At 59.7% G+C, this 21,653-nt stretch carries 12 protein-coding genes, 1 other RNA gene and 1 pseudogene; 7 read left to right on the top strand and 7 right to left on the bottom strand.

The window, feature by feature from the left end; genetic code table 11:
• Nucleotides 1-87: 87 nt before the first annotated feature.
• Together ssrA and smpB are read right to left on the bottom strand one after the other, a co-directional pair.
• Nucleotides 88-451, bottom strand: a transfer-messenger RNA (tmRNA) gene (ssrA, locus tag ETEE_RS19820).
• A 48-nt stretch (nt 452-499) separates the two neighbouring features.
• Nucleotides 500-982, bottom strand: a complete 483-nt coding sequence (gene smpB, locus ETEE_RS04025; RefSeq protein ID WP_015872308.1) for an SsrA-binding protein SmpB — start codon at nt 980-982, stop codon at nt 500-502.
• Nucleotides 983-1,135: 153 nt separating this feature from the next.
• Here smpB and ETEE_RS04020 point away from each other — a divergent pair, with 153 nt between their 5' ends.
• Together ETEE_RS04020 and ETEE_RS04015 are read left to right on the top strand one after the other, a co-directional pair.
• On the top strand, nt 1,136-1,570 hold the full coding sequence (locus tag ETEE_RS04020) for a type II toxin-antitoxin system RatA family toxin (protein ID WP_034165562.1): 435 nt from the start codon (nt 1,136-1,138) through the stop codon (nt 1,568-1,570).
• On the top strand, nt 1,563-1,847 hold the full coding sequence (locus ETEE_RS04015; protein ID WP_034165564.1) for an RnfH family protein: 285 nt from the start codon (nt 1,563-1,565) through the stop codon (nt 1,845-1,847). Before ETEE_RS04020 ends, ETEE_RS04015 begins: the two co-directional genes overlap by 8 nt.
• A gap of 41 nt (nt 1,848-1,888) precedes the next feature.
• On the opposite strand, the gene bamE is transcribed toward ETEE_RS04015, so the two are convergent.
• The 3 genes from bamE to nadK form a co-directional block, all read right to left on the bottom strand.
• Nucleotides 1,889-2,239, bottom strand: coding sequence for an outer membrane protein assembly factor BamE (bamE, locus tag ETEE_RS04010; protein WP_034165566.1), 351 nt, complete (start codon nt 2,237-2,239; stop codon nt 1,889-1,891).
• Nucleotides 2,240-2,406: 167 nt separating this feature from the next.
• On the bottom strand, nt 2,407-4,068 hold the full coding sequence (recN, locus tag ETEE_RS04005) for a DNA repair protein RecN (RefSeq protein ID WP_034165568.1): 1,662 nt from the start codon (nt 4,066-4,068) through the stop codon (nt 2,407-2,409).
• Between the two features lie 111 nt (nt 4,069-4,179).
• Nucleotides 4,180-5,058 carry an NAD(+) kinase gene (gene nadK / locus ETEE_RS04000; RefSeq protein ID WP_015872303.1) on the bottom strand — a complete coding sequence of 293 codons (879 nt, stop codon included), beginning with the start codon at nt 5,056-5,058 and terminating at the stop codon, nt 4,180-4,182.
• 172 nt (nt 5,059-5,230) lie between these two features.
• Here nadK and grpE point away from each other — a divergent pair, with 172 nt between their 5' ends.
• Nucleotides 5,231-5,809, top strand: a complete 579-nt coding sequence (grpE, locus tag ETEE_RS03995) for a nucleotide exchange factor GrpE (protein WP_034165569.1) — start codon at nt 5,231-5,233, stop codon at nt 5,807-5,809.
• A 45-nt stretch (nt 5,810-5,854) separates the two neighbouring features.
• Here grpE and ung read toward each other — a convergent pair whose 3' ends face one another.
• Nucleotides 5,855-6,550 (bottom strand): uracil-DNA glycosylase, encoded by a 696-nt coding sequence (ung, locus tag ETEE_RS03990; protein WP_034165570.1) that lies wholly within the window; start codon nt 6,548-6,550, stop codon nt 5,855-5,857.
• Between the two features lie 400 nt (nt 6,551-6,950).
• Between ung and grcA the strand changes: the two genes are divergently transcribed.
• Nucleotides 6,951-7,334, top strand: a complete 384-nt coding sequence (gene grcA / locus ETEE_RS03985) for an autonomous glycyl radical cofactor GrcA (RefSeq protein ID WP_015872299.1) — start codon at nt 6,951-6,953, stop codon at nt 7,332-7,334.
• Between the two features lie 79 nt (nt 7,335-7,413).
• Here the strand turns inward: grcA and ETEE_RS21810 are convergent.
• Nucleotides 7,414-7,841, bottom strand: a pseudogene (locus tag ETEE_RS21810) (IS4 family transposase); the annotation flags it as partial.
• 670 nt (nt 7,842-8,511) lie between these two features.
• On the opposite strand from ETEE_RS21810, the gene ETEE_RS03970 reads away from it, so the two are divergent.
• The 3 genes from ETEE_RS03970 to ETEE_RS19815 all read left to right on the top strand — a co-directional run bounded on the left by ETEE_RS03970 (nt 8,512) and on the right by ETEE_RS19815 (nt 21,638).
• Entirely contained in the window at nt 8,512-10,251 is a 1,740-nt protein-coding gene (locus tag ETEE_RS03970; protein ID WP_034165574.1) for a ShlB/FhaC/HecB family hemolysin secretion/activation protein, read from the top strand.
• A gap of 64 nt (nt 10,252-10,315) precedes the next feature.
• Nucleotides 10,316-21,391, top strand: a complete 11,076-nt coding sequence (locus tag ETEE_RS03965) for a two-partner secretion domain-containing protein (RefSeq protein WP_034165576.1) — start codon at nt 10,316-10,318, stop codon at nt 21,389-21,391.
• The gene (locus tag ETEE_RS19815) at nt 21,363-21,638 is read left to right on the top strand and encodes a hypothetical protein (protein ID WP_071844130.1); all 276 of its coding nucleotides are present in this window, start codon (nt 21,363-21,365) and stop codon (nt 21,636-21,638) included. The genes ETEE_RS03965 and ETEE_RS19815 overlap by 29 nt, the downstream gene beginning before the upstream one ends.
• Nucleotides 21,639-21,653 lie beyond the last annotated feature (15 nt).

Below are 21,653 nucleotides of genomic sequence, written 5' to 3'. Positions count from 1 at the left end.
CTCGGACGAAAACAGACACAAAAAAGCCCGCAGAGCTTGTGCCATGCGGGCTTTCTAGACTTTCCCGGACGTCTCCGGAAGCGTATGTGGTGGACCTGGCGGGAGTTGAACCCGCGTCCGAAATTACTACGCTGTCGGTACTACATGCTTAGTCTGGTCTTTACATTCGCTTGCCAGCTGCGGACAGACACGCCACTAACAAACTAGCCTGATTGGATTTAACGCTTCACCCCCAGGCAGGAGCTCCACGCGATCTCTTTTGGGTTTGACCTCTCTTGATCCCCGTCCTAAGAGCGGAGGCTAGGGAGAGAGGGCTCTGCGCAGGTTATTAAGCTGCGAGTGCGTAGTTTTCGTCGTTTGCGACTATTTTTTTGCGGCTTTTTACGAGGCAAACCGCCCCTCGGCATGCACCTTGAGTTTCGCAAATCCCGTCGAATCCAGAATCAGGCCCAAGTGTGTAGGCGGCAGTATACCAGAGTTTACCGCCGCTGCGCCAGCGTTAGCGGTTGGCGTTTTTCATAATCCGCGCTTTGTCCTGCTTCCATTCGCGGGTTTTGATGTCGTCGCGTTTGTCGTGCTCTTTCTTACCCTTAGCCACGCCGATCTTCAGCTTGGCCCAGGCGTTCTTCCAGTACAGCGACAGCGGGACGATGGTGTAACCGTCGCGGTTGGCACTGCCGAACAGGCTCGCCAGCTCGCGCTCTTTGAGCAGCAGCTTGCGGGTGCGCGTCGGATCGCACACCACGTGGCTGGAGGCTACGTTCAGCGGGGTAAAGGTGGCGCCAAACAGAAACGCCTCGCCGTTTTGCAGCAGAATATAGCTTTCGCTGATGTTGGCCTTGCCGGCCCGCAGGGATTTGACCTCCCAGCCTTGCAGCGACAGCCCGGCCTCGAACTCTTCTTCAATGAAGTAGTCGTGGCGCGCGCGCTTGTTCATGGCAATGGTTGCCGAACCCGGTTTGTATGCTTTTTTCTTTGTCATAGTAGCGTCATTATACTGTTACAAGCGGCGAATGAATACTTTTTGCCGGGGGTGGCCACGGATCCCTGGACGGCATCCAGTGTGCGTAAGCCAATTCTCTCTGTCTAGCAATAAATGGTATTATGCCTCGGTTTATGTTGTCCGGGAATTGATATGCCGCAGATTAGCCGTTCCGCGCTGGTGCCGTTCAGCGCGCAGCAGATGTACCAGTTGGTCAACGACGTTGATGCCTATCCAGCCTTTTTGCCGGGCTGTGTCGGCAGTCGGGTGCTGGAGAGTTCGCCGCAGAGCATGACCGCTTCGGTCGATGTCTGTAAGGCGGGGATTAGTAAGACCTTTACCACCCGCAATACGTTGTCGGACAACCGTAATATTAAGATGCAGCTGATCGAGGGGCCATTTCGCCGCCTGATGGGGGATTGGCGCTTTACTCCTCTGGGAGAGGAGGCCTGTAAGGTGGAGCTGCATCTGGATTTTGAGTTTACCAATAAGCTGGTTGAGCTGGCCTTTGGCAAGATATTTAAGGAGTTGGCTGGCAGTATGGTACAGGCGTTTACCCTGCGGGCCAAAGAGGTTTACCGTGTCTGAGATGAGCATTGAGGTGGTGTACGCGCTGCCGGAAAAACAGTATCTGCGCCGCCTGACCCTGCCGCAGGGCAGCAGCGTGGGAGTGGCTATCGAGCGCTCCGGGCTGCTGGCGCAGCGCAGCGAGATCGATCTGGGTAAGAATAAGGTGGGGATTTTCAGTCGCCCGGTGCGCCTGGAGGATCCGCTGCGCGACGGTGATCGGGTGGAGATCTATCGCCCGCTGATCGCCGATCCGCGTGAGCTGCGGCGCCAGCGCGCCGAGCGGGCCAAAAAATAAGGCGCCGTGGGCGCCTTATTTTTTTAACTGCCGCTGCACGCCTAGGCGTCGCCGTCGTTCGGCAGCTTTTTGGTGTTTTCAACGTTGGTCAGCACGCCGCTCGCGTTAAAGGTCAGGGTCAGGGTCTGCTGGGTAATTCCCTCGTGGCTAGGCTCCTGGCGGAATACGTAGAACCATGTGCTGCTGCCGAAGGGATCCTGTAGCAGCGGGGTGCCCAGGGTATAGGCGACCTGCTGCTGCGTCATGCCACGGTGGATTTTGGCGACGTCGGCCGCGGTCAGATAGTTGCCCTGGTTGATGTCAGGACGGTAAACCACTTTTTCCACGGTGGCGCAGCCTGCGGTCAGCATAACCAGGACCACGGCGGCGGCAGTCAGCATTTTACAACGCATAGTTAATTCATTCCTTTTGGACACAAAGCCAGGGTAGCTGCGGCGCGACTCTGCATCTTGGTGCAGGATCTTCTGGGCGTCGAGATTACCACGCCGACGGGAGTATAGGCAACGGCGCGGGGAATTGGTTCCCGGATTATGCGCTTTTCCCGCGCCGTCGGCGGCTCTCAGGCGGCCAGCAGTTCGCGGGCGTTGGCCAGGGTATTGCGGGTGACCTCGCTGCCGCCCAGCAGACGCGCCAGCTCCTGCAGCCGCGCCTTTTTATTTAGCGCCCGCATGCGGGTTTCGGTCTCTTCGCCGTCGGTCTCTTTGCTAACGTAGTAGTGCTGGTGTCCACAGCCGGCCACCTGCGGCAGATGGGTCACGCACATCACCTGGGTCGATTCACCCAGCTGGCGCAGCAGGCGCCCGACGATGGCGGCGGTCGGTCCGCTGATGCCGACGTCCACTTCATCAAAGATCAGCGCCGGGGTATCCATCTTCTGGGCGGTGATCACCTGGATGGCCAGCGCGATGCGCGACAGTTCGCCGCCGGAGGCCACCTTGCCCAGCGGCTGCAGCGGCTGGCCGGGGTTGGTGGTGACGCGGAATTCGATGCGATCGGCGCCGTCGGCGGTCAGCGCATCGGGGGTAAAGGTCACGTCGATGGTAAAGCGGCCGTGGGGCATGGCCAGCTCCTGCATGCGGGCGCTGATCTGGCCGCACAGCTCTGCCGCACAGGCGCTGCGCTGCTGGTGCAGGCGCTGTGCCAGGCTGAGCGCCTGCTGATGGTGCTGGCGCACGGTGTCCTCAAGCTGGGCTTCATCATCCTGCTGGCGATCCAGCGCGTGCAGTTCCTCCAGCAGCTGCTGATGGAGCTGCGGTAGCTGCTCCGGCGCCACCTGATGCTTGCGCGCCAGCGCGATCTGGCGCGACAGGCGCTGCTCCAGCTGCTGCAGGCGGGCGGGATCCATCTCAATGCTATCGCCGTAGTGGCGCAGTTCGTTGCCGGCTTCGTCGATCTGGATCGCCGCCTCCTCCAGCATCTCCAGCAGCGGGGCAAAGCGCGCGTCGTAGCTGATAAGCTCGCCCAGGCTGTGGCGCGCGCTGTGTACCAGGCTCAGGGCGTTGCCGTCGTCGCCGTCGCAGAGCGCCGCCAGGATCTGCTGGCTCAGGCTGAGCAGCTGGCCGCTGTTGGCCTGACGCTTGTACTCCTCGTCGATCTGTTCGTACTCGCCGGGCTGCGGCGCAAACTCATTCAGCTCTTTTAGCTGGTACTGCAGCAGCTCGCGGCGCGCCTCGCGATCGCTGATCTGGCGGCGGTGGTCGGCCAGCAGGCGCACGCTGTGGTGCCATTGGCGATAGGCGGCCTGCATCTCGTGCAGTAGGGGGTGCTGCTGCCCATAGGCATCCAGCAGGTGGCGCTGGTGCTCCGGCTTCAGCAGCAGCTGGTGCGCGTGCTGACCGTGGATTTGGATCAGCAGCTGGCCCAGATCGCGCAGCTGGGACAGGGGAACCGCGGTGCCGTTGATAAAGCCGCGCGAGCGCCCGTCGGCGCTGATCACTCGGCGCAGCAGGCATTCGTTGCTGTCGTCGAGCTGGTTGGACTCCAGCCAGGCGCGGGCAGAGGGGGTATCGGCCAGCGAGAAGCGGGCGCAGATATCGGCGCGCGGCATATTCATCCGCACCATGGCGGCTTCGCTGCGCCCCCCCAGGCACAGGGTCAGGGCGTCGATGGCGATGGATTTACCGGCCCCGGTTTCGCCGGTAATGGCGGTCATTCCGCGCTGGAAGTCGACTTCCAGTTCACGGACGATGGCAAAGTTGGCGACGGTCAGCTGCGTCAGCATGGATATTCCCCTGTACGGAATTACACTACTGTGTTTAATTCCAGTATAAACTGGTTTTTTATACAGTAAAGTGTCCGGCGCAAATATTTGCGCGCCGCGCCGTATACCCGGTTAAAACAGCTTCTTTGACCAGCCCAGCTTGCTGCTGAGGGTATTGAAGTAGCTGTAATCCTTAGGGTGGATCAGGCTCAGATAAAACGGGCTGCGCTGAACGATCACCTCCTCTCCCTGCTGAATAGGCAGCGCAATTTGGCTGTCGCAGCTGATCTCCAGCTCATTGCTGAAGTGGGAGAAGCGCAGGTGAATTTTGCTGTTGCTGTCGATCACCAGCGGGCGCGCCGAGAGGGTATGGGGGAACATCGGTACCAGGGCGATAGCGTCCAGGGTGGGGGCCAGAATCGGCCCGCCGGCGGAGAGTGAATAGGCGGTGGATCCGGTCGGCGTGGAGATGATCAGTCCGTCGGAGCGCTGGGAAAAGGCGAAGGTGTCGTTGATGTACACCTCAAACTCGATCATGTGCGCCACTTTGCCCGGGTGCAGCACCACTTCGTTGATGGCGGTACTACGCCGGTGCATCTGTCCGTCGCGGCAGACCTTGACCTCCAGCAGAAAGCGGCGTTCGCGGCTATATTCTCCCTCCAGCACGCAGGAGAGCTGCTGTTTAGCGTTGTCCGGGTCGAGATCGGTCAGAAAGCCCAGATTGCCCCGGTTGACGCCGATGACGTCGACGTCATAGCGCGCCAGAATGCGCGCCGCCCCCAGCATATTGCCGTCGCCGCCGACCACCACCGCCAGATCGGCCTGTTGGCCGATGTCGGCCAGGGTGCCGGTCAGCGCATGCTGTAGCTTTAAATCGCGGGCGATCTGCCGCTCCACGATCACCGGGTAGCCCTTCCCCGTCAGCCAGTGAAACAGCATCTCATGGGTCGCCAGTGCGGCGGGGTGGCGCGGGTGACCGACCAGCCCAATGGATTCAAAGCGTTTGTTCATGTTCCGATTTTCCTTGGCTGCGCGCCATCGTCTGGGCGGCGGCGCAGGTGGATCTCAGCCTGATGCGGGCGACAGAATGACGCCCATTGTGCCCGGCTCTCTTGAATCGCCGGCTTTCATCCCCATAATAAGCCAAGTAGCGAGATAAATGCCAAAAACCGCGGAGAATTCCATGAGCAGTGAACAACAAAACATGACGCAAGAGCCGGCTAACGTAGAACAGGTTGAAAACGAAGCGCTTCAGGCTGAGACTCAGGGCGCCGGTGTGGAGCCGGACGCGCGTGATGCCCGCATTGCAGAGCTGGAGGCCCAGCTGAAGGCCATGGGGGAGCATGAGCGTGAGACGATGCTGCGCGCCCGTGCCGACGTGGACAATATCCGCCGCCGCGCCGAGCAGGATGTCGAGAAGGCGCATAAGTTCGCGCTGGAGAAGTTTTCCGGGGAGCTGCTGCCGGTGATCGATAACCTGGAGCGTGCGCTGGAGCTTGCCGACAAGTCCAATACCGAGCTGGTGTCGATGATCGAAGGGGTGGAGCTGACCCTGAAATCCCTGCTGGACGTCGTACGTAAGTTCGGCGTGGAGCAGGTGGCGGAGGTGAACGTGCCGTTCAACCCCGAGGTTCACCAGGCGATGACCATGATGGATTCGCCGGATCATGCGCCGAACCAGGTGATGATGGTGATGCAGAAAGGCTATACCCTGAACGGTCGCCTGATCCGCCCGGCGATGGTCGCTGTCTCTAAAGGCTGATTCGGTTCAGGATAGGCGCAAAAACCAGCCCGCGGGCTGGTTTTTTTATGCCTGCGGCTCATCCTGCGGCAGGCGTGGCTGCCAGTCGATAGGCGTCATCCCCTGCTCCTGCAGAAGTTGGTTGGTCATGGAGAAGTGTTTGCAGCCCAAAAAGCCGCGGTGAGCCGACAGGGGAGAGGGGTGCGGCGCCTTCAGCACGCGGTGGCGCTGGGTATCGATGATGCGTCCCTTCTTCTGAGCATGGGCGCCCCACAGCAGAAAGACGATGCCGCTGCGCTGGCTGTTCAGCGCCTCAACCACCCGATCGGTAAACTGCTCCCAGCCCAGTTGGGCGTGAGAGTGCGCCTGGCCGCGCTCGACGGTCAGTACGGTGTTGAGCAGCAGCACCCCCTGATCGGCCCAGCTTTTCAGATAGCCATGGCTGGGGATCTCAAAGCCGGGAATGTCGCTCTTCAGCTCTTTGTACATATTCTGCAGGGAGGGCGGTGTCGGCACGCCGGGCAGTACCGAAAAGGAGAGGCCGTGCGCCTGATTCGGGCCGTGATAGGGATCCTGCCCCAGGATCACCACCTTCACGTCGTTGAACTCGGTAAAGCGGAATGCGTTGAACACATCCTGCTGCGGAGGATAAATGGTCTTACCATTACTGCGCTCAGTGGCAACAAAGGTCAGTGTGTCGCGGAAATAGGGCTGATCTTTCTCGGCACCGATTACGTCATGCCAGGTGAGTGACGTGGTCATCTGCACTTCCTTTGTTTTTATTCGTTGATTCTCATGTGGTTGCAGCGCCTGTGCGCGTCCGGTTTTCCGGTGCGCACAGGCTTTGGGCTGCCTTAAGGGTAGCTTACCCTGTCCCCGCTAGTAGGGGAACCGCCCAGCGGCGCATTTCACGCCGTCTCCTTAGCAAAAAAAACTCTTTTTACCTTATGGCAATTTTTATCAAAATTGATGTAAAACATAAATTTGCTAATGTGGTAAAAATGCCAAGCCAAATAAAATTGATTTAGATCAAAGAATGCGGGGTATTTAACTGGTATATAACACATCAAGACAACATTGGTTTTACCAAATGGCCCGCCGACGGGGCTGGCACCATGACCGAATTGGCCGATTTTTGCTCTATCTCAATTGGAGGCAACAAATGATTAAAGGTATTCAGATCACCAAGGCTGACAACGCTGACCTGCTGAACTCTTTCTGGCTGCTGGACACAGAGAAAGGCGCCGCGCGCTGCCTGTGCGCCAAGGGCGGCTACGCTGAGGATCAGATGGTCGCGCTGGACGAGCTGGGCGCATTCGAATCCCGTGACGTGGAGCTGGACGTCGCGCCGAGCGTGCGCGTGGAAGGCGGTCAGCACCTGAACGTTAACGTGCTGCGCCGTGAAACGCTGGAAGACGCCGTGAAGCATCCGGAAAAGTACCCGCAGCTGACCATCCGTGTGTCCGGCTACGCGGTGCGCTTCAACTCCCTGACCCCGGAGCAGCAGCGCGACGTGATCACCCGTACCTTCACCCAGAGCCTGTAAGGGGCGGCGGCACGGGCCGCACGGTGGCGTCAATCAAACAAAAAGGAGCCGAAAGGTCTGAGGGCTCCTGGAAACATTGTCAATGTACCACGGTGATGTTTCTGTAGGCCCGCGCTATCTCAGCGTATACCTGTCGGGGTTTATCCCCGACAGTTTCTCCGGTGGCTGACGGTGCGCATTTTCACTCAACGTCAGATACGACAACATCCGTCCCGACTTCACATTGCCCGCTTATATTTTTTCCGGGGCAATACTCCGTGAATCATATAATGATGCTATAGATCAGACACAATGCGGGTATTTACATATCTCCCCGGCTCAGATCATAACGCCCACGTTTCCCATCCCGAAAATTCTGCACCATCTGCATCCGGTAACGGTAGATCTTCACTCTCTTGTGCGGCTTATCCCCCATTAGAATGGTAAAGACAGTCACGGCTGACGGACGTTTTTCCGGTATTTTCTGTCAGTGTTGGGGTAGTGCTGCCTGCTTTTCCTGCCCGTCGCAGTGAGCGCGCTGCAGGCGGTCATGACGGGGAGGAGGCTCACCGCGATATCCCACTGACTGGGAAAGGCGGAAAACATCTTCTTGCATACCGCCAGCGGTGAGATATGAAGACGTTGTGCGATTTCGTCGCCAGCTGGGCGGCGATGCGTGTATTGGTGGCAGCGGATATTGATGGTATAGGGCGAGTCGTCGCGGGTGCGATGGTTCCGGCCTGTATGCCTGCCCTGCGGGAACGGCCCTATGATGGTATCCAACACCCCATATGGAAGGAGATACACCAGCAACAGATTGACGTTTTACACGGCCCTGGCCTGGTTCTCCCTTCCCGGGCGTATTGCGCCGGATATTTGCGCGAAGCTGGCGCGTCTTACGTGAATGGATATTGCTGAGAAGATCAGGGAAGTTATGCAACAGACAGCCTGCGCCTCGCCGGTGTTGCCGAACTCCCCCACGATGTTACTGCCACCCTCTCCCGGTAGCATCATCAGGAAAACCTGTGACTCAAAAGCGATCTGGTCGGGTCACCGCTCCTCAATTATCGACTTTTCAGAGAAAGTGAATCCCAGCGGAGGTCAGTTATGCATCCAGTCTGGTTGTTTTATGAACAACCCCTGTGGATAATATATGCTTATTTACACTTTGTTACAGTGGCCATTTCAGGGATCATACATGCAGGGAAGACTCAGGCCGCGCTTATCAGCCCGGTCACTATGGCTGGGGATGCTGGGAGGTTGGATGGTGTCGGGTGCCCTGGCGGCACCGGGAGAGGAAAGCAGACTGCAACAGGATGCCGCCCGGCAGTTTCAGCAGCAGGAGCTGCAGCAAAAAGCCCGCAATGATGCCCTGACGCCAAAAGCGCCGGATATCCGCCTTTCTGAGAATGCCCCCTCTCCCTCTCATCTGATCTTTCCTGAAGAAACGCCCTGCTTTGCGATTAACCAGGTAATGCTGACCGGGCAGGATGCCCTGCCTCACTGGATTCCGCTCACACGTCTGGCGAACCAGGCTGTGGGGCACTGCGTGGGGGTAAAGGGCATCAATCTACTGATGAGTGCGCTGCAAAACCGGCTGATCAACCATGGATGGGTGACATCCCGGGTGCTGGCACCACAACAGGACTTGAGCCGTGGGGTGCTGCAGTTGCGCATCGTTCCGGGGATCGTGCGGGATGTGCAGCTGACGCCTTCATCGTCATCCCGGTTCAGCCTGTATTCAGCGATGCCAGCCCGTCGTGGCAACCTGCTGGACGTGCGGGATATTGAACAGGGGCTGGAGAATCTGCAGCGGTTACCGACGGTGACCGCCCGGATGGCCCTCCACCCGGGCGAGGCACCGGGGGAAAGCGATATTCTGGTAGAGCGTACCCAGTCACGCTTTTGGCGTGTCGGTGCCTGGGTCGATGACACCGGCACCCGAGATACCGGTCGTTACCAGGGCGGCGTGATGCTGGCGCTGGATAATCCGACCTCGTTTTCCGACCTGCTTTACGTCACTGCCAGCCGGGACCTGGGGTTTACCGGCGGGAAAAGCAATAAAAGCCTGTCCGGTCACTATTCGGTGCCGTTTGGTTACTGGCTGCTGGGCATCACCGCCAGTGATTATGACTATCATCAGACCGTTGCGGGGCGCAATGCCGATATCCTGTATGCGGGTAAAAGCCGTTCGCTGGATGTGCAGCTCAGCCGCGTGCTGCATCGTAACGCCACCTCAAAAACCATCGCCACCTATGACGTACTGGTGCGCGAAACCCGCAATTTTATCAGTAACGTTGAAATCGGTGACCAGCAGCGGCGTACCAGCGCCTGGCGGCTGGGGTTAACCCACCATCGTTATCTGGGCGGGGCAACGCTGGATGTGGGGGGGAGTTATCAGCGCGGTACGCGCTGGTTCGGCGCTCTGCCGGCACCGGAAGAGCAGTGGGACGACTATGGTGGCGTGACCGCGCTATCAAAAATTCTCAGTTGGAATGCGTCGATCACTGTGCCCTTTACGCTCGCCGGGCAGGCGTTCAGCTGGAATACCACCTGGCGACGACAAATGAGCAATACGCCGCTCACGCCGCAGGATGAGTTCTCCATTGGCAACCGCTGGACGGTGCGCGGCTTCGATGGTGAACGTATGCTCAGCGCCACCAACGGCTGGACGGTACAGAATACGCTGGCCTGGCGCACACCGTTGCCAGCGCAGGAGCTGTATCTGGGGGCGGACTACGGGGAAGTGAGCGGCAACAGCACCACGCTGAGCGACCTGACGGGCCGTCATCTGGCCGGTTCGGTTCTGGGGGTACGCGGTGCCGTCTCCTCCGTCGGTGTCAGTTATGACCTGTTTACCGGGCTCCCCCTGTCTAAACCGACGGGGTTCAAAACCGACCCGGTGACGTTTGGCTTTAGCCTGAGCTGGAACTATTAACCCTTTATGACGAGCGGCGACCCGCTTGGGTCTGTCACCTAAGATACCCGGGGAGCTCCTGATCATGAACAAACACCTCTACCGTATTGTTTTTAGCTATGTCCGCGGCATGTTGATGGTGGTGGCTGAGATTGCCCGCAGCGGGCGGTTCCGTACAGCGCGCCGCCGTTCACCTGCGGGTGGTCCAGAGGCCCAGGTGCGACTCTCCCCGCTATCTCTGGCACTGTGGCTGGCGGCGGGGTTCGTCACTCTGCCGGCGCAGGCCAATATTGTGGCGGATGGTAATGCTCCCGGTAACCGGCAGCCTACCGTGCTGTCCACGGCCAACGGGCTACCGCAGGTCAATATCCAGACCCCGAACGACCGCGGGGTTTCGCGCAACCAGTATACCCAGTTTGAGGTGGGCGCTCGCGGCGCCATTTTGAATAACAGCCATAAAAATACCGCCACTCAGCTCGCGGGAATGGTTGCGGGTAACCCCTGGTTGGCGAAACAGGAGGCCAGCATCATCCTCAACGAGGTCAACAGCCGTAACCCCAGCCAACTGAACGGGTTCATCGAAGTTGCCGGCAGACGTGCCGAGGTGGTGATTGCCAATCCGTCCGGCATCACCTGCAGTGGCTGCGGCTTTATTAATGCCAATCGTGCCACATTGGCCGCGGGTCAGGCACAAATGGATAACGGTCAACTGAAAGGGTTTGATGTGAATGGTGGCCGCATCAATATCGACGGCAAGGGGCTGAATGCCAGTGATACCGATTATACGGCGCTGATTGCCCGGGCGGTAACGGTTAACGGTAAGGTACATGCCCGCGAGCTCAAGGTGGCCGTCGGCCAGAACGTAACGGACAGCCAGGGCAGCGTTACCCGGATAAAACCCCCGGGCGCTGACGATAAACCGGCGTTTGCTCTTGATGTGGCGGCGCTGGGCGGCATGTATGCCAATAAAATCACCCTGGTGGGCACCGAAAAGGGCCTGGGGGTGCGTAACGGTGGTGAGCTGGGCGCTGGCGCGGGTGAGCTGACGCTTAATGTGGACGGCACGCTGGATAACCGCGGCCAGCTGCAAAGCCAGAGCTCTCTGCTGATAGCCAGCCAGGGAGATGTTAACAATCCCGGGCGCCTGACGGCGGGCAAAAATGTCAGCCTGTCAGTCGGCGGCATGTTGCATAACGATGGGCTGATTGGCGCGGGGAATAATGCCTCCCTGACCGCACGCCGCATTGAGAGTACATCCGGCAGCCAGCTGGCCGCCGGAGTGGACGCTCAGGGCGGGATAACCCAGCCGGGCAATCTGGTACTGACCAGCCAGGGAGTGTTAAAAGCCCATGGCCAGAATCTGGTACAGCATACGCTGGAGGCCCGGGGTAGCCGGGTTGATATCAGTGGCAGTCAGACCTCTGCGAAAAACCTGACGCTGACGGCGACACACGACGACGTCCGCACGGCGGGGGCAACCCTAAAGGCAGAACATGCTCATATACAGGCCGCCACCGGATTTAATAACGACGACGGCCGACTATCGGTGGGCTCATTGTCGTTGCGTGCACAGAGCATCGACAATAATCACGGGTTGTTGCGTCAGGAGCGTACGCAGGATCTGATCCTCGACAGCGGGCTGATACGCAACAACCAGGGTACTCTGATCAGTGGGGGTAATACCGTTATCCGGGCCGGGCGGGTGGAGAATCGCGGGGGGCTGTTGGCCGGTAACGGGCGGGATCTCAGCGTCACCGCCGCGCTGCTGGATAATCAGCAGGGCACGGTACAGCTGGCCGGGAACGGGACGCTGTCAGTACAGGCTGACGCCCTGCAGGGGCATCAGGGTACCCTCCAGTCGGCGGGGGCACTGCGCCTCGCCGGTCATGACCTGGACCTTTCCGGTGGACAAACCCGGGCGCAGCAACTTTCGGTCACCGCTGACACACTGAATAGCCAGAACGGCTTGCTGTCGCAACGCGGTGACGGCGGGATGATGGTGACCCTCAGCGGTCATGCGGACAACCGCGCTGGATGGGTAGAAAGCGACGGCAGCCTGACGTTCAGCGCGGCGGAGCTGGATAATACCGATGGCACCCTGCAGGCCGCCGGCCATGGCAATCTGACGCTGAATATACAGGGCGATATCACCAACAGCCGTGGCAAACTGCTGGCCAGTGGGGCCGTGAGTCTGACCGCCCGTCAGCTGGACAGCCAGAGTGGGCTGGTTTCCGCCCGCGGCGGAGATGCGACCCTTTCCCTGAGTCAGGCGCTGAATAACGCCGGTGGACGCATTGAGGCCAGGTACGCGGTTGACACCCGCAGCCAGGTGCTCAGTAACGTCGTGGGTACCGTGCTGGGGAAATGGGTATCCATCGATACCCGACAGGGCCAACTGTTCAATACCGACGGCAGCATAGTGGCCGACGGACGTCTGCAGATTAACAGCGGCGGGCTTGACAACGCAGGCGGACGCCTGCAGGCCGGGGACTATCTGCGTCTGGATACCCACGGCCAGGCACTGAGCAATACCCGGACTGCATCAGCGGGGATACTGAGCGGGGGCGCTCTGTCGTTGATCACCGGGGATATCGACAATAGCCAGGGGGTGATGGCAGCCACGGGCGGAATGACCATTACCAGCCAGGAACTCAACAATACCGCGGGCAAGCTGCTCGCCGGCCAGGGGCTGACCCTGACCGGCCTCGCTCTCAACAACGCACGCGGGCTGCTGCAGTCAGGCGCGCAGCTGTCCCTGAATACGCAGGGTGAACGGCTGACCAACAGCGACAGCGGTGCCACGGGAGGGCTGGTCGCCCGGGGTGATCTGCTGCTGAATACCGGGCTATTCGACGGCCATCAGGGTGTGATTTTCGGGGAAAATGTCCGTATCGATACCCATCGGCAGGCATTCAGCCACCAGAACGGTCAACTGGTGGCCGGTGGGGAATTGCAGCTCGATAGCGGTCTGCTGGATAACAGCGCGGGGCTCATCCAGTCGGGAGGCAACGGGCAACTCAACACCCACGGACAGACGTTGATCAACCGGGAGAGCAGTAAGCGCGGGGGGATCGTCACCGGCGGAGCGCTGACGCTCAGCGCGGGCAATATTGATAACCTGCTGGGCACGCTTATCGGCCACGGCGATACCACCGTGACGGCGGGGCATCTCGATAACCGTACCGGCACCCTGGCAAGCGCCGCCGGACACCTCCGTCTGGCCGTGGGTGAAACCCACAACCAGGGCGGTCTGCTGCAGGGGGCGAGCGCCCTGACGCTGGATACACAGGGGCAATCGTTGTTCAACGCCGACAGCGGGGACACCGGCGGCATTCGCAGTCAGGGTGTGCTGACCCTGACGAGCGGCACGCTCGACAACCCACGGGGTGTGATAGCGTCATTGGGGCTGGCCCGACTGAATACCACTGACCTGAATAATCAGCGCGGGCAGCTGGCCGGTCATGACGGACTGGTACTCACCACCCACACATTGACCAATACCGCGGGTCGCCTTTACTCTGGCGCCGGTTTGACGCTCGACACACAGGGGTATGCGCTGGAAAACACCGACAGTGGTGAACAGGGCGGTATCGTCGCACTGAACGATCTCCGCCTCAGCAGTGGCTACCTGAATAATTATGCGGGTTTTATCGCCGCCAGCGGACAGGCTGATCTTGTTACCGCCATATTGAACAACGCCGATGGGCAGGTGGCCGGTAACGGTGGCCTGTCAGTTCATAGCCTGGCGCTCAGCAACACGAACGGTAAATTGCAGTCGGCGGCCAAGCTACTGATCGATACGGCAGGGCACGCGCTCGACAATCAGCGCGGACAGATAACGGGTGATGCCCAGACACGCATCGACAGCGGCGCGCTGGATAACCGGTACGGAACCCTTCAGGGGGGCACTGGCCTGACGGTCAATACCCGGCAGAATGGTCTGGCCAATCAGCATGGCACCCTGCTTGCTGTGGAAGCATTGACGCTTGAGGCCGCTCAGCTCAACAATCATTCCGGTGAGATAACCAGCCTGGGTAACGGGCAACTTACTCTCAGTCAGCAACTTGATAACACGCAGGGACGGGTGCGAGCGGGTCAGTCCTTGGCCATCACCGCCCGCCAGATCATAAACCGGGAGACCAACGCGCAGGGCACCGGGATTGAGGCGGCATCGCTCACGCTGTCAGCGCGGCGGCTGGACAACACCCACGGCGCGCTCAGGGCGAGCGCGCAACTGGTGGCCACCGTGCGTCAGGCGCTGGATAATGTGGCCGGATTGATTTCATCAGGCGGGGAGCTGACGGTTCAGGATGACGCGCAGGGGCAGACACTGTCGATACATAACCTGCGTGGTACGCTCATTGCCGGGACGGAGGGGCAGATCACCGCCGCCGCACTGAGCGGCGACGGCCAGGTGTTGTCCCGGGGCAATCTGGGTCTCCATCTGGCCCGCACTTTCCACAATACGCAGACGGCGGGTGCCAATGGCCATCTGACCCTGGAGACGCCGGCAGCTGTCGTCAACGACGGACGTATCACTGCCGGCGATACGCTCACCCTCACGGGACAGCAGGTCATCAACAGCGCACAGGCTGAAATCGGTGCGCAGGAGACCCATGTCACCGCCCGGGAGTTACTCAGCAATAGCGGGCTGATAGACGGCGCGCTTACCCACCTGACCGCAAATATCCTCACGAACACCGGTACCGGGCGTCTTTACGGCAACCATGTGGCCATTCAGGCCGCTACGCTCAATAATCTGAATGCCGATAACAGGGCGGCGGTTATCGCCGCGCGTGAACGGCTGGAGATTGGTGCCGACAGTGTCAATAACCATGACCATGCCCTGATAACCAGCCAGGGTGACCTGCACATTGGCGGGCAGTTGGATACGCAGTATCAGGCTACCGGTCAGGGGGGTGTGCTCAATAACCACGGCGCCATCCTTGAAGCGGGCCGTGACGGCAGCATCAGCATGCGGGCGGTGAATAACACCAACCGTCATCTGGAGACAGAAGTGGTACAGGTGGAGGAAAGCCTGCATCACGACGCGGTGCTGCAAGGGCAGACCACCCGCTATGACTGGGATAAGGTGGATACCCGTGAACAGAACAAGTATGGCGTTCACACCGCAGTGATGCCGGACGGCAGCCGCAATGACGAGTTTTACGAATACCGGTACACCCGCACCGTTATGGAGACCCAAATCAAGGATACCGATCCGGGCAAAATTCTTGCCGGGGGCAACCTGACGCTGACGGCCGACCGGGTGGTCAACCACGACAGCCATATGGTGGCTGGCGGTACCTTGGGCGGCGTTATCGGTGAGGTCAATAATCAGGCCACGAAAGGTGAGCGCACCACCACAGATGTCGGCCGGCAAAAACGCTGGTATGCGAAGAAGACAAAGAAAATAATTGGCGGCACCGAAACCTCTCAGGGGCAGAGCACCAGTAATTACAGCCCGCCACCGGTGACAGAAACCATCGACCTGAACAGCCTGATATGGCGCGGAGAGACCGCGCCGGATGGCAGCGGCTACCGGGCAGACGGGCGTCAGACGGCCCGCGTCGGTACAGCGGTAGCCAGCGTCAGCAACATCGATGCCATCAGCGCGCGGGGGCCGGTGCCCATGACGGCATTACCGGGCGGCACCGTCACCCTGACGGGCCTGGCGGAAATGAAGGACCGTCCGCTGGTACTGCCGGCCGGCCAGCGGTTTGCGCTGACGCTGCCGCCCACGCTGGCCGACGGACAATCCGTGACGCCGGTTATCAGGATAGTGTCCCCGGACACGCGCCTGCCGGACAACAGCCTGTTCACCCTGCACCAGAGTATCGACAGCCACTATCTGGTGGAGGCCGACCCAAGGTTCACCGACCAGAGACAATGGCTGGACAGCGACTATATGCAAAACGCCCTGCTCAGTGACCCCGCCAGGATGCATAAACGCCTGGGTGACGGGTACTATGAGCAGCGGCTGATACGCGATCAGGTCACGCAACTGACCGGCAGCCGTTATCTGGCCGGTTACGGCAGTGATGAAGAGCAGTATCTGGGGCTGATGAACAGCGGCATCGTGTTTGCCAGGCAGTATGGTCTTGAGCTGGGGGTGGCCCTAAGCGCGGCCCAGATGGCGTTGTTGACCGCGGACATGGTCTGGCTGGTGGATCAGACCGTCACCCTGCCGGACGGCAGCTCGCAGACGGTGCGGGTGCCGCAGGTGTACGCCAGGATGAGGGAGGGTGACCTGACCGGTGACGGCGCCCTGCTGGGGGGAACACAGGCGGTGCTTAACAGCCGCGGCGATCTCACCAACAGCGGTACGATTATGGGGCGTGAGGTGACGCAACTGACTGGGCAGACCCTGACCAACAGCGGGTATATTCAGGGTAACAGCGTTGATCTGACCGCCCGTCAGGATATCCATAACGTCGGTGGCCGGCTGCGGGGTGACGCGTCGCTTTCCCTGCTGGCCGGGCGCGATATTGTCAGCCAGACCACCGCCCGCACGGACGGCAGCGAGCGCTGGCTTGACCGGCCGGCGGGGATATATGTACAGGCTCCGAACGGTATGTTGACGCTCAGCGCGCTCAACGATATCACGCTCTCCGCGACGGACATCAATAATGCCGGCGATAACGGCACGAGCCGGCTTCAGGCGGGTAACGACCTGCGGCTGAACGCGGTAACCACCCGTCACAGCGAGTACGGTGACTGGGGGGGTGGTACTACCCGGGACCTCGTACAGCAGGCCGATGTCGGCACCCGGCTCAGCACCCGGGGGGCACTGATGCTCGGTGCCGGCCGGGACCTCACCACCACCGCGGCGGATGTCGCCGCCGGGGACGCCCTGACGGTGCTGGCGGGGCGGGATATCCGGCTCACCACCGGCGATGCCATCACTGACCTGGTTGAACACAGTAAACAACGCAGCCGGGGCCTGCTGTCCTCCTCATCGCTGGAAACGCACGACGAAGCCCATGACCTCCGGGCGCTCAGCTCCACCCTTTCCGGCGCCAGCGTCAGAATCGCCTCAGGGGGAAATACGCGGGTCACCGGCAGCAATGTGGTGGCAGAAAAGGATGTGCGGATCAGTGCCGCCAAAAACGTTACGGTGGAGGCGGCCACGGATCGCAGTAACGTTTACCACAGGACAGAGACGAAGAGATCGGGTGTTTTTGGCAGCGGCTCTGGTATCGGCATCAGCGTCGGCTCGCAGTCGTCAGAATCTACCCGTCAGCGTACCGAAACCACGCAAAGCGATACACGCAGCACGGTGGGTACCCCCGGCGGTAATGTCATCATCCTCGGTGGAAACCAGGCGACGCTGAGCGCTGCCGATATCATCGCCGGCCGGATAGTGGATGGCACATCCCGTACCACCGGACATATCGATATTACCGGTAGCAATATCGCCATTATCCCGGGACGGGACACCGTCACTGACTCGGTGATGCATGAGAGCAAATTCTCCGGTATTACCGTCAGCGTGAAAGCGCCGTTTGAAAATACCGTGCGTAACATACGTGACACGCTTCGCGGAAGGGATAAAAACGGCAGCGCGATCGTCGATAAGGTGAAGTCTCTGAGTGCGGAAGGGGCGGCACTGGCGCTGGACGGTCCGGGGCAGGCGATGGCGCTCTCCGTGGGTCGCAGTAAATCTTCTGCTGAATCGCATTACCAGGGGGAATTTAACCACGGTAGTCACCTTGCCGCTGCGGGCAATATTCAGATGACCGCCACCGGCAAAACGGGGGGCAGCGACAGCGGAAATATTCTGATCGCCGGAAGCCGGGTGAGCGCGGGTGAGGCGACGATGCTGGAGGCGAAGCGTGACGTTAATATCACCACCGCCATGGATACCGAACAGTACAGCAACAGCAGTAAATCCTCCGGCTGGGGTATCACCTCTGAAATGCCGACTGCCGGCAGCGTCGTCCGGGCCATAACCGGAGGCGGAAAACACGGCAGCCAGCTCCTGCCGGGCGGCATGATCCGCTCAGAGGACAACAGTAACGGCACCAGGACCATGGAGCGCGCGTCGGCCGTTCAGGGCACGGATATTTACGTCAACAGCCGTCAGGGCAGCGTAAACATCGGTGGCAGCCGGCTTAGCGCCACGGACGACCTGCTGCTGTCGGCCATTAAGGGTAATATTACGGTGGCCGTCGGGCGTGACACGTCTCACAGTGAACACAGCAGCAGCAGCCAAACTTTCGGCACCCTGGGCGGGGACGGCTACAGCGCCACGGTGGGTTACCGTCGCGAGCAACACAGCAGCCGTGAGGATGCGGTCAGCGAAAGCGGACAGCGCAGCCGGTTAACGGGCGCCAACGGCAACATCATCGCCCGGGCAGGAGGGGATATCTCCCTGTCGGGGACGGATGTCCGGGCCGGGAAGTCGGCCAGCCTGAGCGGTCAGAACGTGCTGATGGACGTCAGCCGTGACAGCCGTGACGGTGAAACTCACAGCCGCAGCTCGCAGTACGGGGTGACGGCCACCGCCGGAGGCTGGGCGATTGACACGGCCAAAGCGGCTGAGGCCGCAGCCCGCCGGATGGAGAGCGGTGACAATGCATATCTGACCGCCCTCAGGGCTGGCCGGGCAGGCGCCACGGCGGCACAGGGCGCACTGTCGGACAGCGCCGTCATCAAAGGCGGGGTCTCTGTCACTCTGGGCTCCTCCGCGCAGGACAGCCGATACCACAGTACCCGTACGCAGGGCACCACCATCAATGCCGGTGAGAAGGTCTCCATTAACGCCCGCGGCGATATCGCCGGTCAGGGTGTACAGATTGGCGCTAAGCAGGGGGTGCTGGATGCGGGACGGGATATCCTGCTGACCGCTTCCCAGGATACAAACGGCCATGAAAGCCAAAGCCGCGGCCGTCAGTTCAGCGCCGGGGTGGGCGTGAGCCTGATGGGTGCCCAGAACGGTATCTCGGTGGAGCTGGGGGCGTCGCAGCAGAAGGGGAGGGAACACAGCCAGTCACTGGGCAACACCAACAGCGTCATCCGTGCCGACGGGCAGCTTACGGTAAACAGCGGGCGGGACTCCGTGCTGAAAGGCGCAGAGCTGAAGGGTAACCGTGTGGTGGTAAGCAGCGGACGAGACCTGATCCTCAGCAGCGTTCAGGATACCGCCAGCTATGACAGTAAACTCTCCTCCTCCGGTGCAGGCCTGAGCCTGTGCATTCCCCCGCTGTGCTATGGCGTGTCTTCCGGTAACGTCAGCGCATCAGGGGAAAACGTCACCCAGAATGGCCGGAGTGTGTCCAGCCAGACCGGCATTTTTGCCGCTGAGGGCGGCTTTGACATCACCGTGGGTAACCATACCCAGCTGGACGGGGCGGTTATCGCCTCTGGCGCCGCTGGCGGCAATAACCGGCTGGAGACCGGCACACTCGGCTGGACGGATATCCGTAACACAAGCGAAACGAGCGGTAATAGTCATACCTTGGCGATATCGGGCAGTGCGGGCGGGGGGGAAAACCGCAATGTGGCGCCGGCTGTCGGTAGCGGGCAGGCGGCAGAGCGCGGCAGTGGCATCACGTCAGCGGCCATCAGTCACGGCAGCATAATCATTGGGGATAAAGATAATCAGATTCAGGATATTGCGGGTCTGAGCCGTGATACAGCGAATGCCCATCAGGGTGTGGGGGTGAGTGGCGCGGTGCAAAAGGTGAGGGATAGCCTGGCGGCGCAGAGTGAGGGGATGGCGCTGGGGGCTGCCGCGCTGGATGTGTACGGCAAGTATGCGGAGCAGAAGGCAAGGGAGTCTAATACCGCGCTGGCAGCCAGACTGACGGCGGAGGGGCGAATGGAGGGGAAAACGGCGCAGGAGCGGGAGGCGTACCTGAAGAGCCAGCCGGGTTATCAGGGTACAGACTATGGTCCCGGAAGCGAGTTCTGGACAAAGGGCAGTGCGGCCGCGGGGCTGCTGGCGGGTGCGCTCGGAGGCAACCTGAAGGCGGGAGCGGCGGCCGGAGCGGCACCGCTGCTGGCCTCTCTGGTCAGGGATGTGCAGAACGACGCGGCGCGGGCGGCCCTGCATGGGATAGTGGCGGCGGCATTAACGGAGCTGGGTGGCGGGCATGGCGGAGATGGGCTGAAGGCAGGTGCCGCGGGTGCGGTGACGGCGTCGCTGGCAGGGCCGCGTCTGGTGAGGGCGCTGTACGGCAAAGAGGATATGGACGGGCTGAGCCCGGATGAGAAACGTCTGGTGAGCAATCTGGTGTCTGTTATCGGTGGCATCACGGGCTATACGGCGGGTGACACCGATATAGCAATGGCCGTCATCGGTGCAAACGCAGCCCGGGTGGAGGTGGAGAATAATCTGCTGGGTGCAACATCTTCAGACAAGCTTGAGAAGGTTATTGAAAAGATCAAAAACGGTGATAAGACATTAGCCATCGCGAATGACCTTATTAAACTGGAGAATGCCGATAAGCGCAGCGATGCGCTGATCTCAAAATATCTTAAAGATCCTTCACAGATGAGCAGCGCGGAACAAGCTGAGCTGGCGACTTATCTACGCATTTACGCTAGTGAAATGGAAAAAGAATATGGCCAAGCGGTGTCCCAGGAACTGGTTAAGGGGTTGCTGTCTGGGCAAGATTACATAAAACGCAATCCAGATTCTGAGGCGATGGCGAAGGCCCAGAACATTATGAATACATGGGGTTACCATAAATCGAATGCCAGTATTGGTGATGCGCCTGTAATGTTCGGAGGCAGCGTGCTGGGACTTACTGTGAAAGGTATGGCAGCTAATGCCGCAATTGGTGTTGGAGTTAACTCTGCCGCTCAGCTTACCGGAAAAGACCCATTTAGTTATGTGGATGCGATAATGGCTGGCGTAACAGCAGCAGCGACAACAGGAAAAGGTATTATCGTCTCAACCCCTATCAATATGGGTGGTGCGGCAATTGGTAGTAGTATTAAGGGGGAGGAACCGACGAACTCAGTAATTGGAACGGGATTAGGTTCATTATTTGGTGGCGGTATGGGAAAAATTATATCAGGGTCTATGGGGTCGTCTGTCAAGGAAGGGACATCGGATATCATTAGTAATATTGGGGGCTCGATTACTAGTGAAACTATTGGGAATGTGACAAAAGGAACACTTGATGAAGCTGATAAATCCATTAAAAAGTGATCAGGGGATTAACCTGAACACCCTCATTATACTAATATTACGTTGTGTAATATGTATTTTTATTCTAGCAGTAGTTGGCTGTCTCCTTGGCAGGTTAATGGTGTTTTTTAAAACTAATGTCTTGTTTTTTGATTGGACAAAGGATCTTTTTTACTCTTTGAAAGTAGGTGTTTTTGCTGGTACGTTAGCAGGTGGCGGTATCTGGATAAAGGCAAAACTACAAGAAAGAAAAAAAGATGGTAAATAAGTCAATAATAATCTC

This window comes from Edwardsiella anguillarum ET080813, from assembly GCF_000264765.2.
Taxonomy (GTDB): domain Bacteria; phylum Pseudomonadota; class Gammaproteobacteria; order Enterobacterales; family Enterobacteriaceae; genus Edwardsiella; species Edwardsiella anguillarum.
This window is presented reverse-complemented; position numbering and strand designations above follow the sequence as displayed.

What these genes read in the sequence shown, in the direction of transcription:
- recN (WP_034165568.1), bottom strand. Translation starts at nt 4,068, where the DNA reads ATGCTGACGCAGCTGACCGTCGCCAACTTTGCCATCGTCCGTGAACTG.
- ung (WP_034165570.1), bottom strand. Translation starts at nt 6,550, where the DNA reads ATGACCACGTCACTCACCTGGCATGACGTAATCGGTGCCGAGAAAGAT.
- bamE (WP_034165566.1), bottom strand. Translation starts at nt 2,239, where the DNA reads ATGCGTTGTAAAATGCTGACTGCCGCCGCCGTGGTCCTGGTTATGCTG.
- grcA (WP_015872299.1), top strand. Translation starts at nt 6,951, where the DNA reads ATGATTAAAGGTATTCAGATCACCAAGGCTGACAACGCTGACCTGCTG.
- ETEE_RS03970 (WP_034165574.1), top strand. Translation starts at nt 8,512, where the DNA reads ATGCAGGGAAGACTCAGGCCGCGCTTATCAGCCCGGTCACTATGGCTG.
- ETEE_RS19815 (WP_071844130.1), top strand. Translation starts at nt 21,363, where the DNA reads ATGAAGCTGATAAATCCATTAAAAAGTGATCAGGGGATTAACCTGAAC.
- smpB (WP_015872308.1), bottom strand. Translation starts at nt 982, where the DNA reads ATGACAAAGAAAAAAGCATACAAACCGGGTTCGGCAACCATTGCCATG.
- ETEE_RS04020 (WP_034165562.1), top strand. Translation starts at nt 1,136, where the DNA reads ATGCCGCAGATTAGCCGTTCCGCGCTGGTGCCGTTCAGCGCGCAGCAG.
- grpE (WP_034165569.1), top strand. Translation starts at nt 5,231, where the DNA reads ATGAGCAGTGAACAACAAAACATGACGCAAGAGCCGGCTAACGTAGAA.
- nadK (WP_015872303.1), bottom strand. Translation starts at nt 5,058, where the DNA reads ATGAACAAACGCTTTGAATCCATTGGGCTGGTCGGTCACCCGCGCCAC.
- ETEE_RS03965 (WP_034165576.1), top strand. Translation starts at nt 10,316, where the DNA reads ATGAACAAACACCTCTACCGTATTGTTTTTAGCTATGTCCGCGGCATG.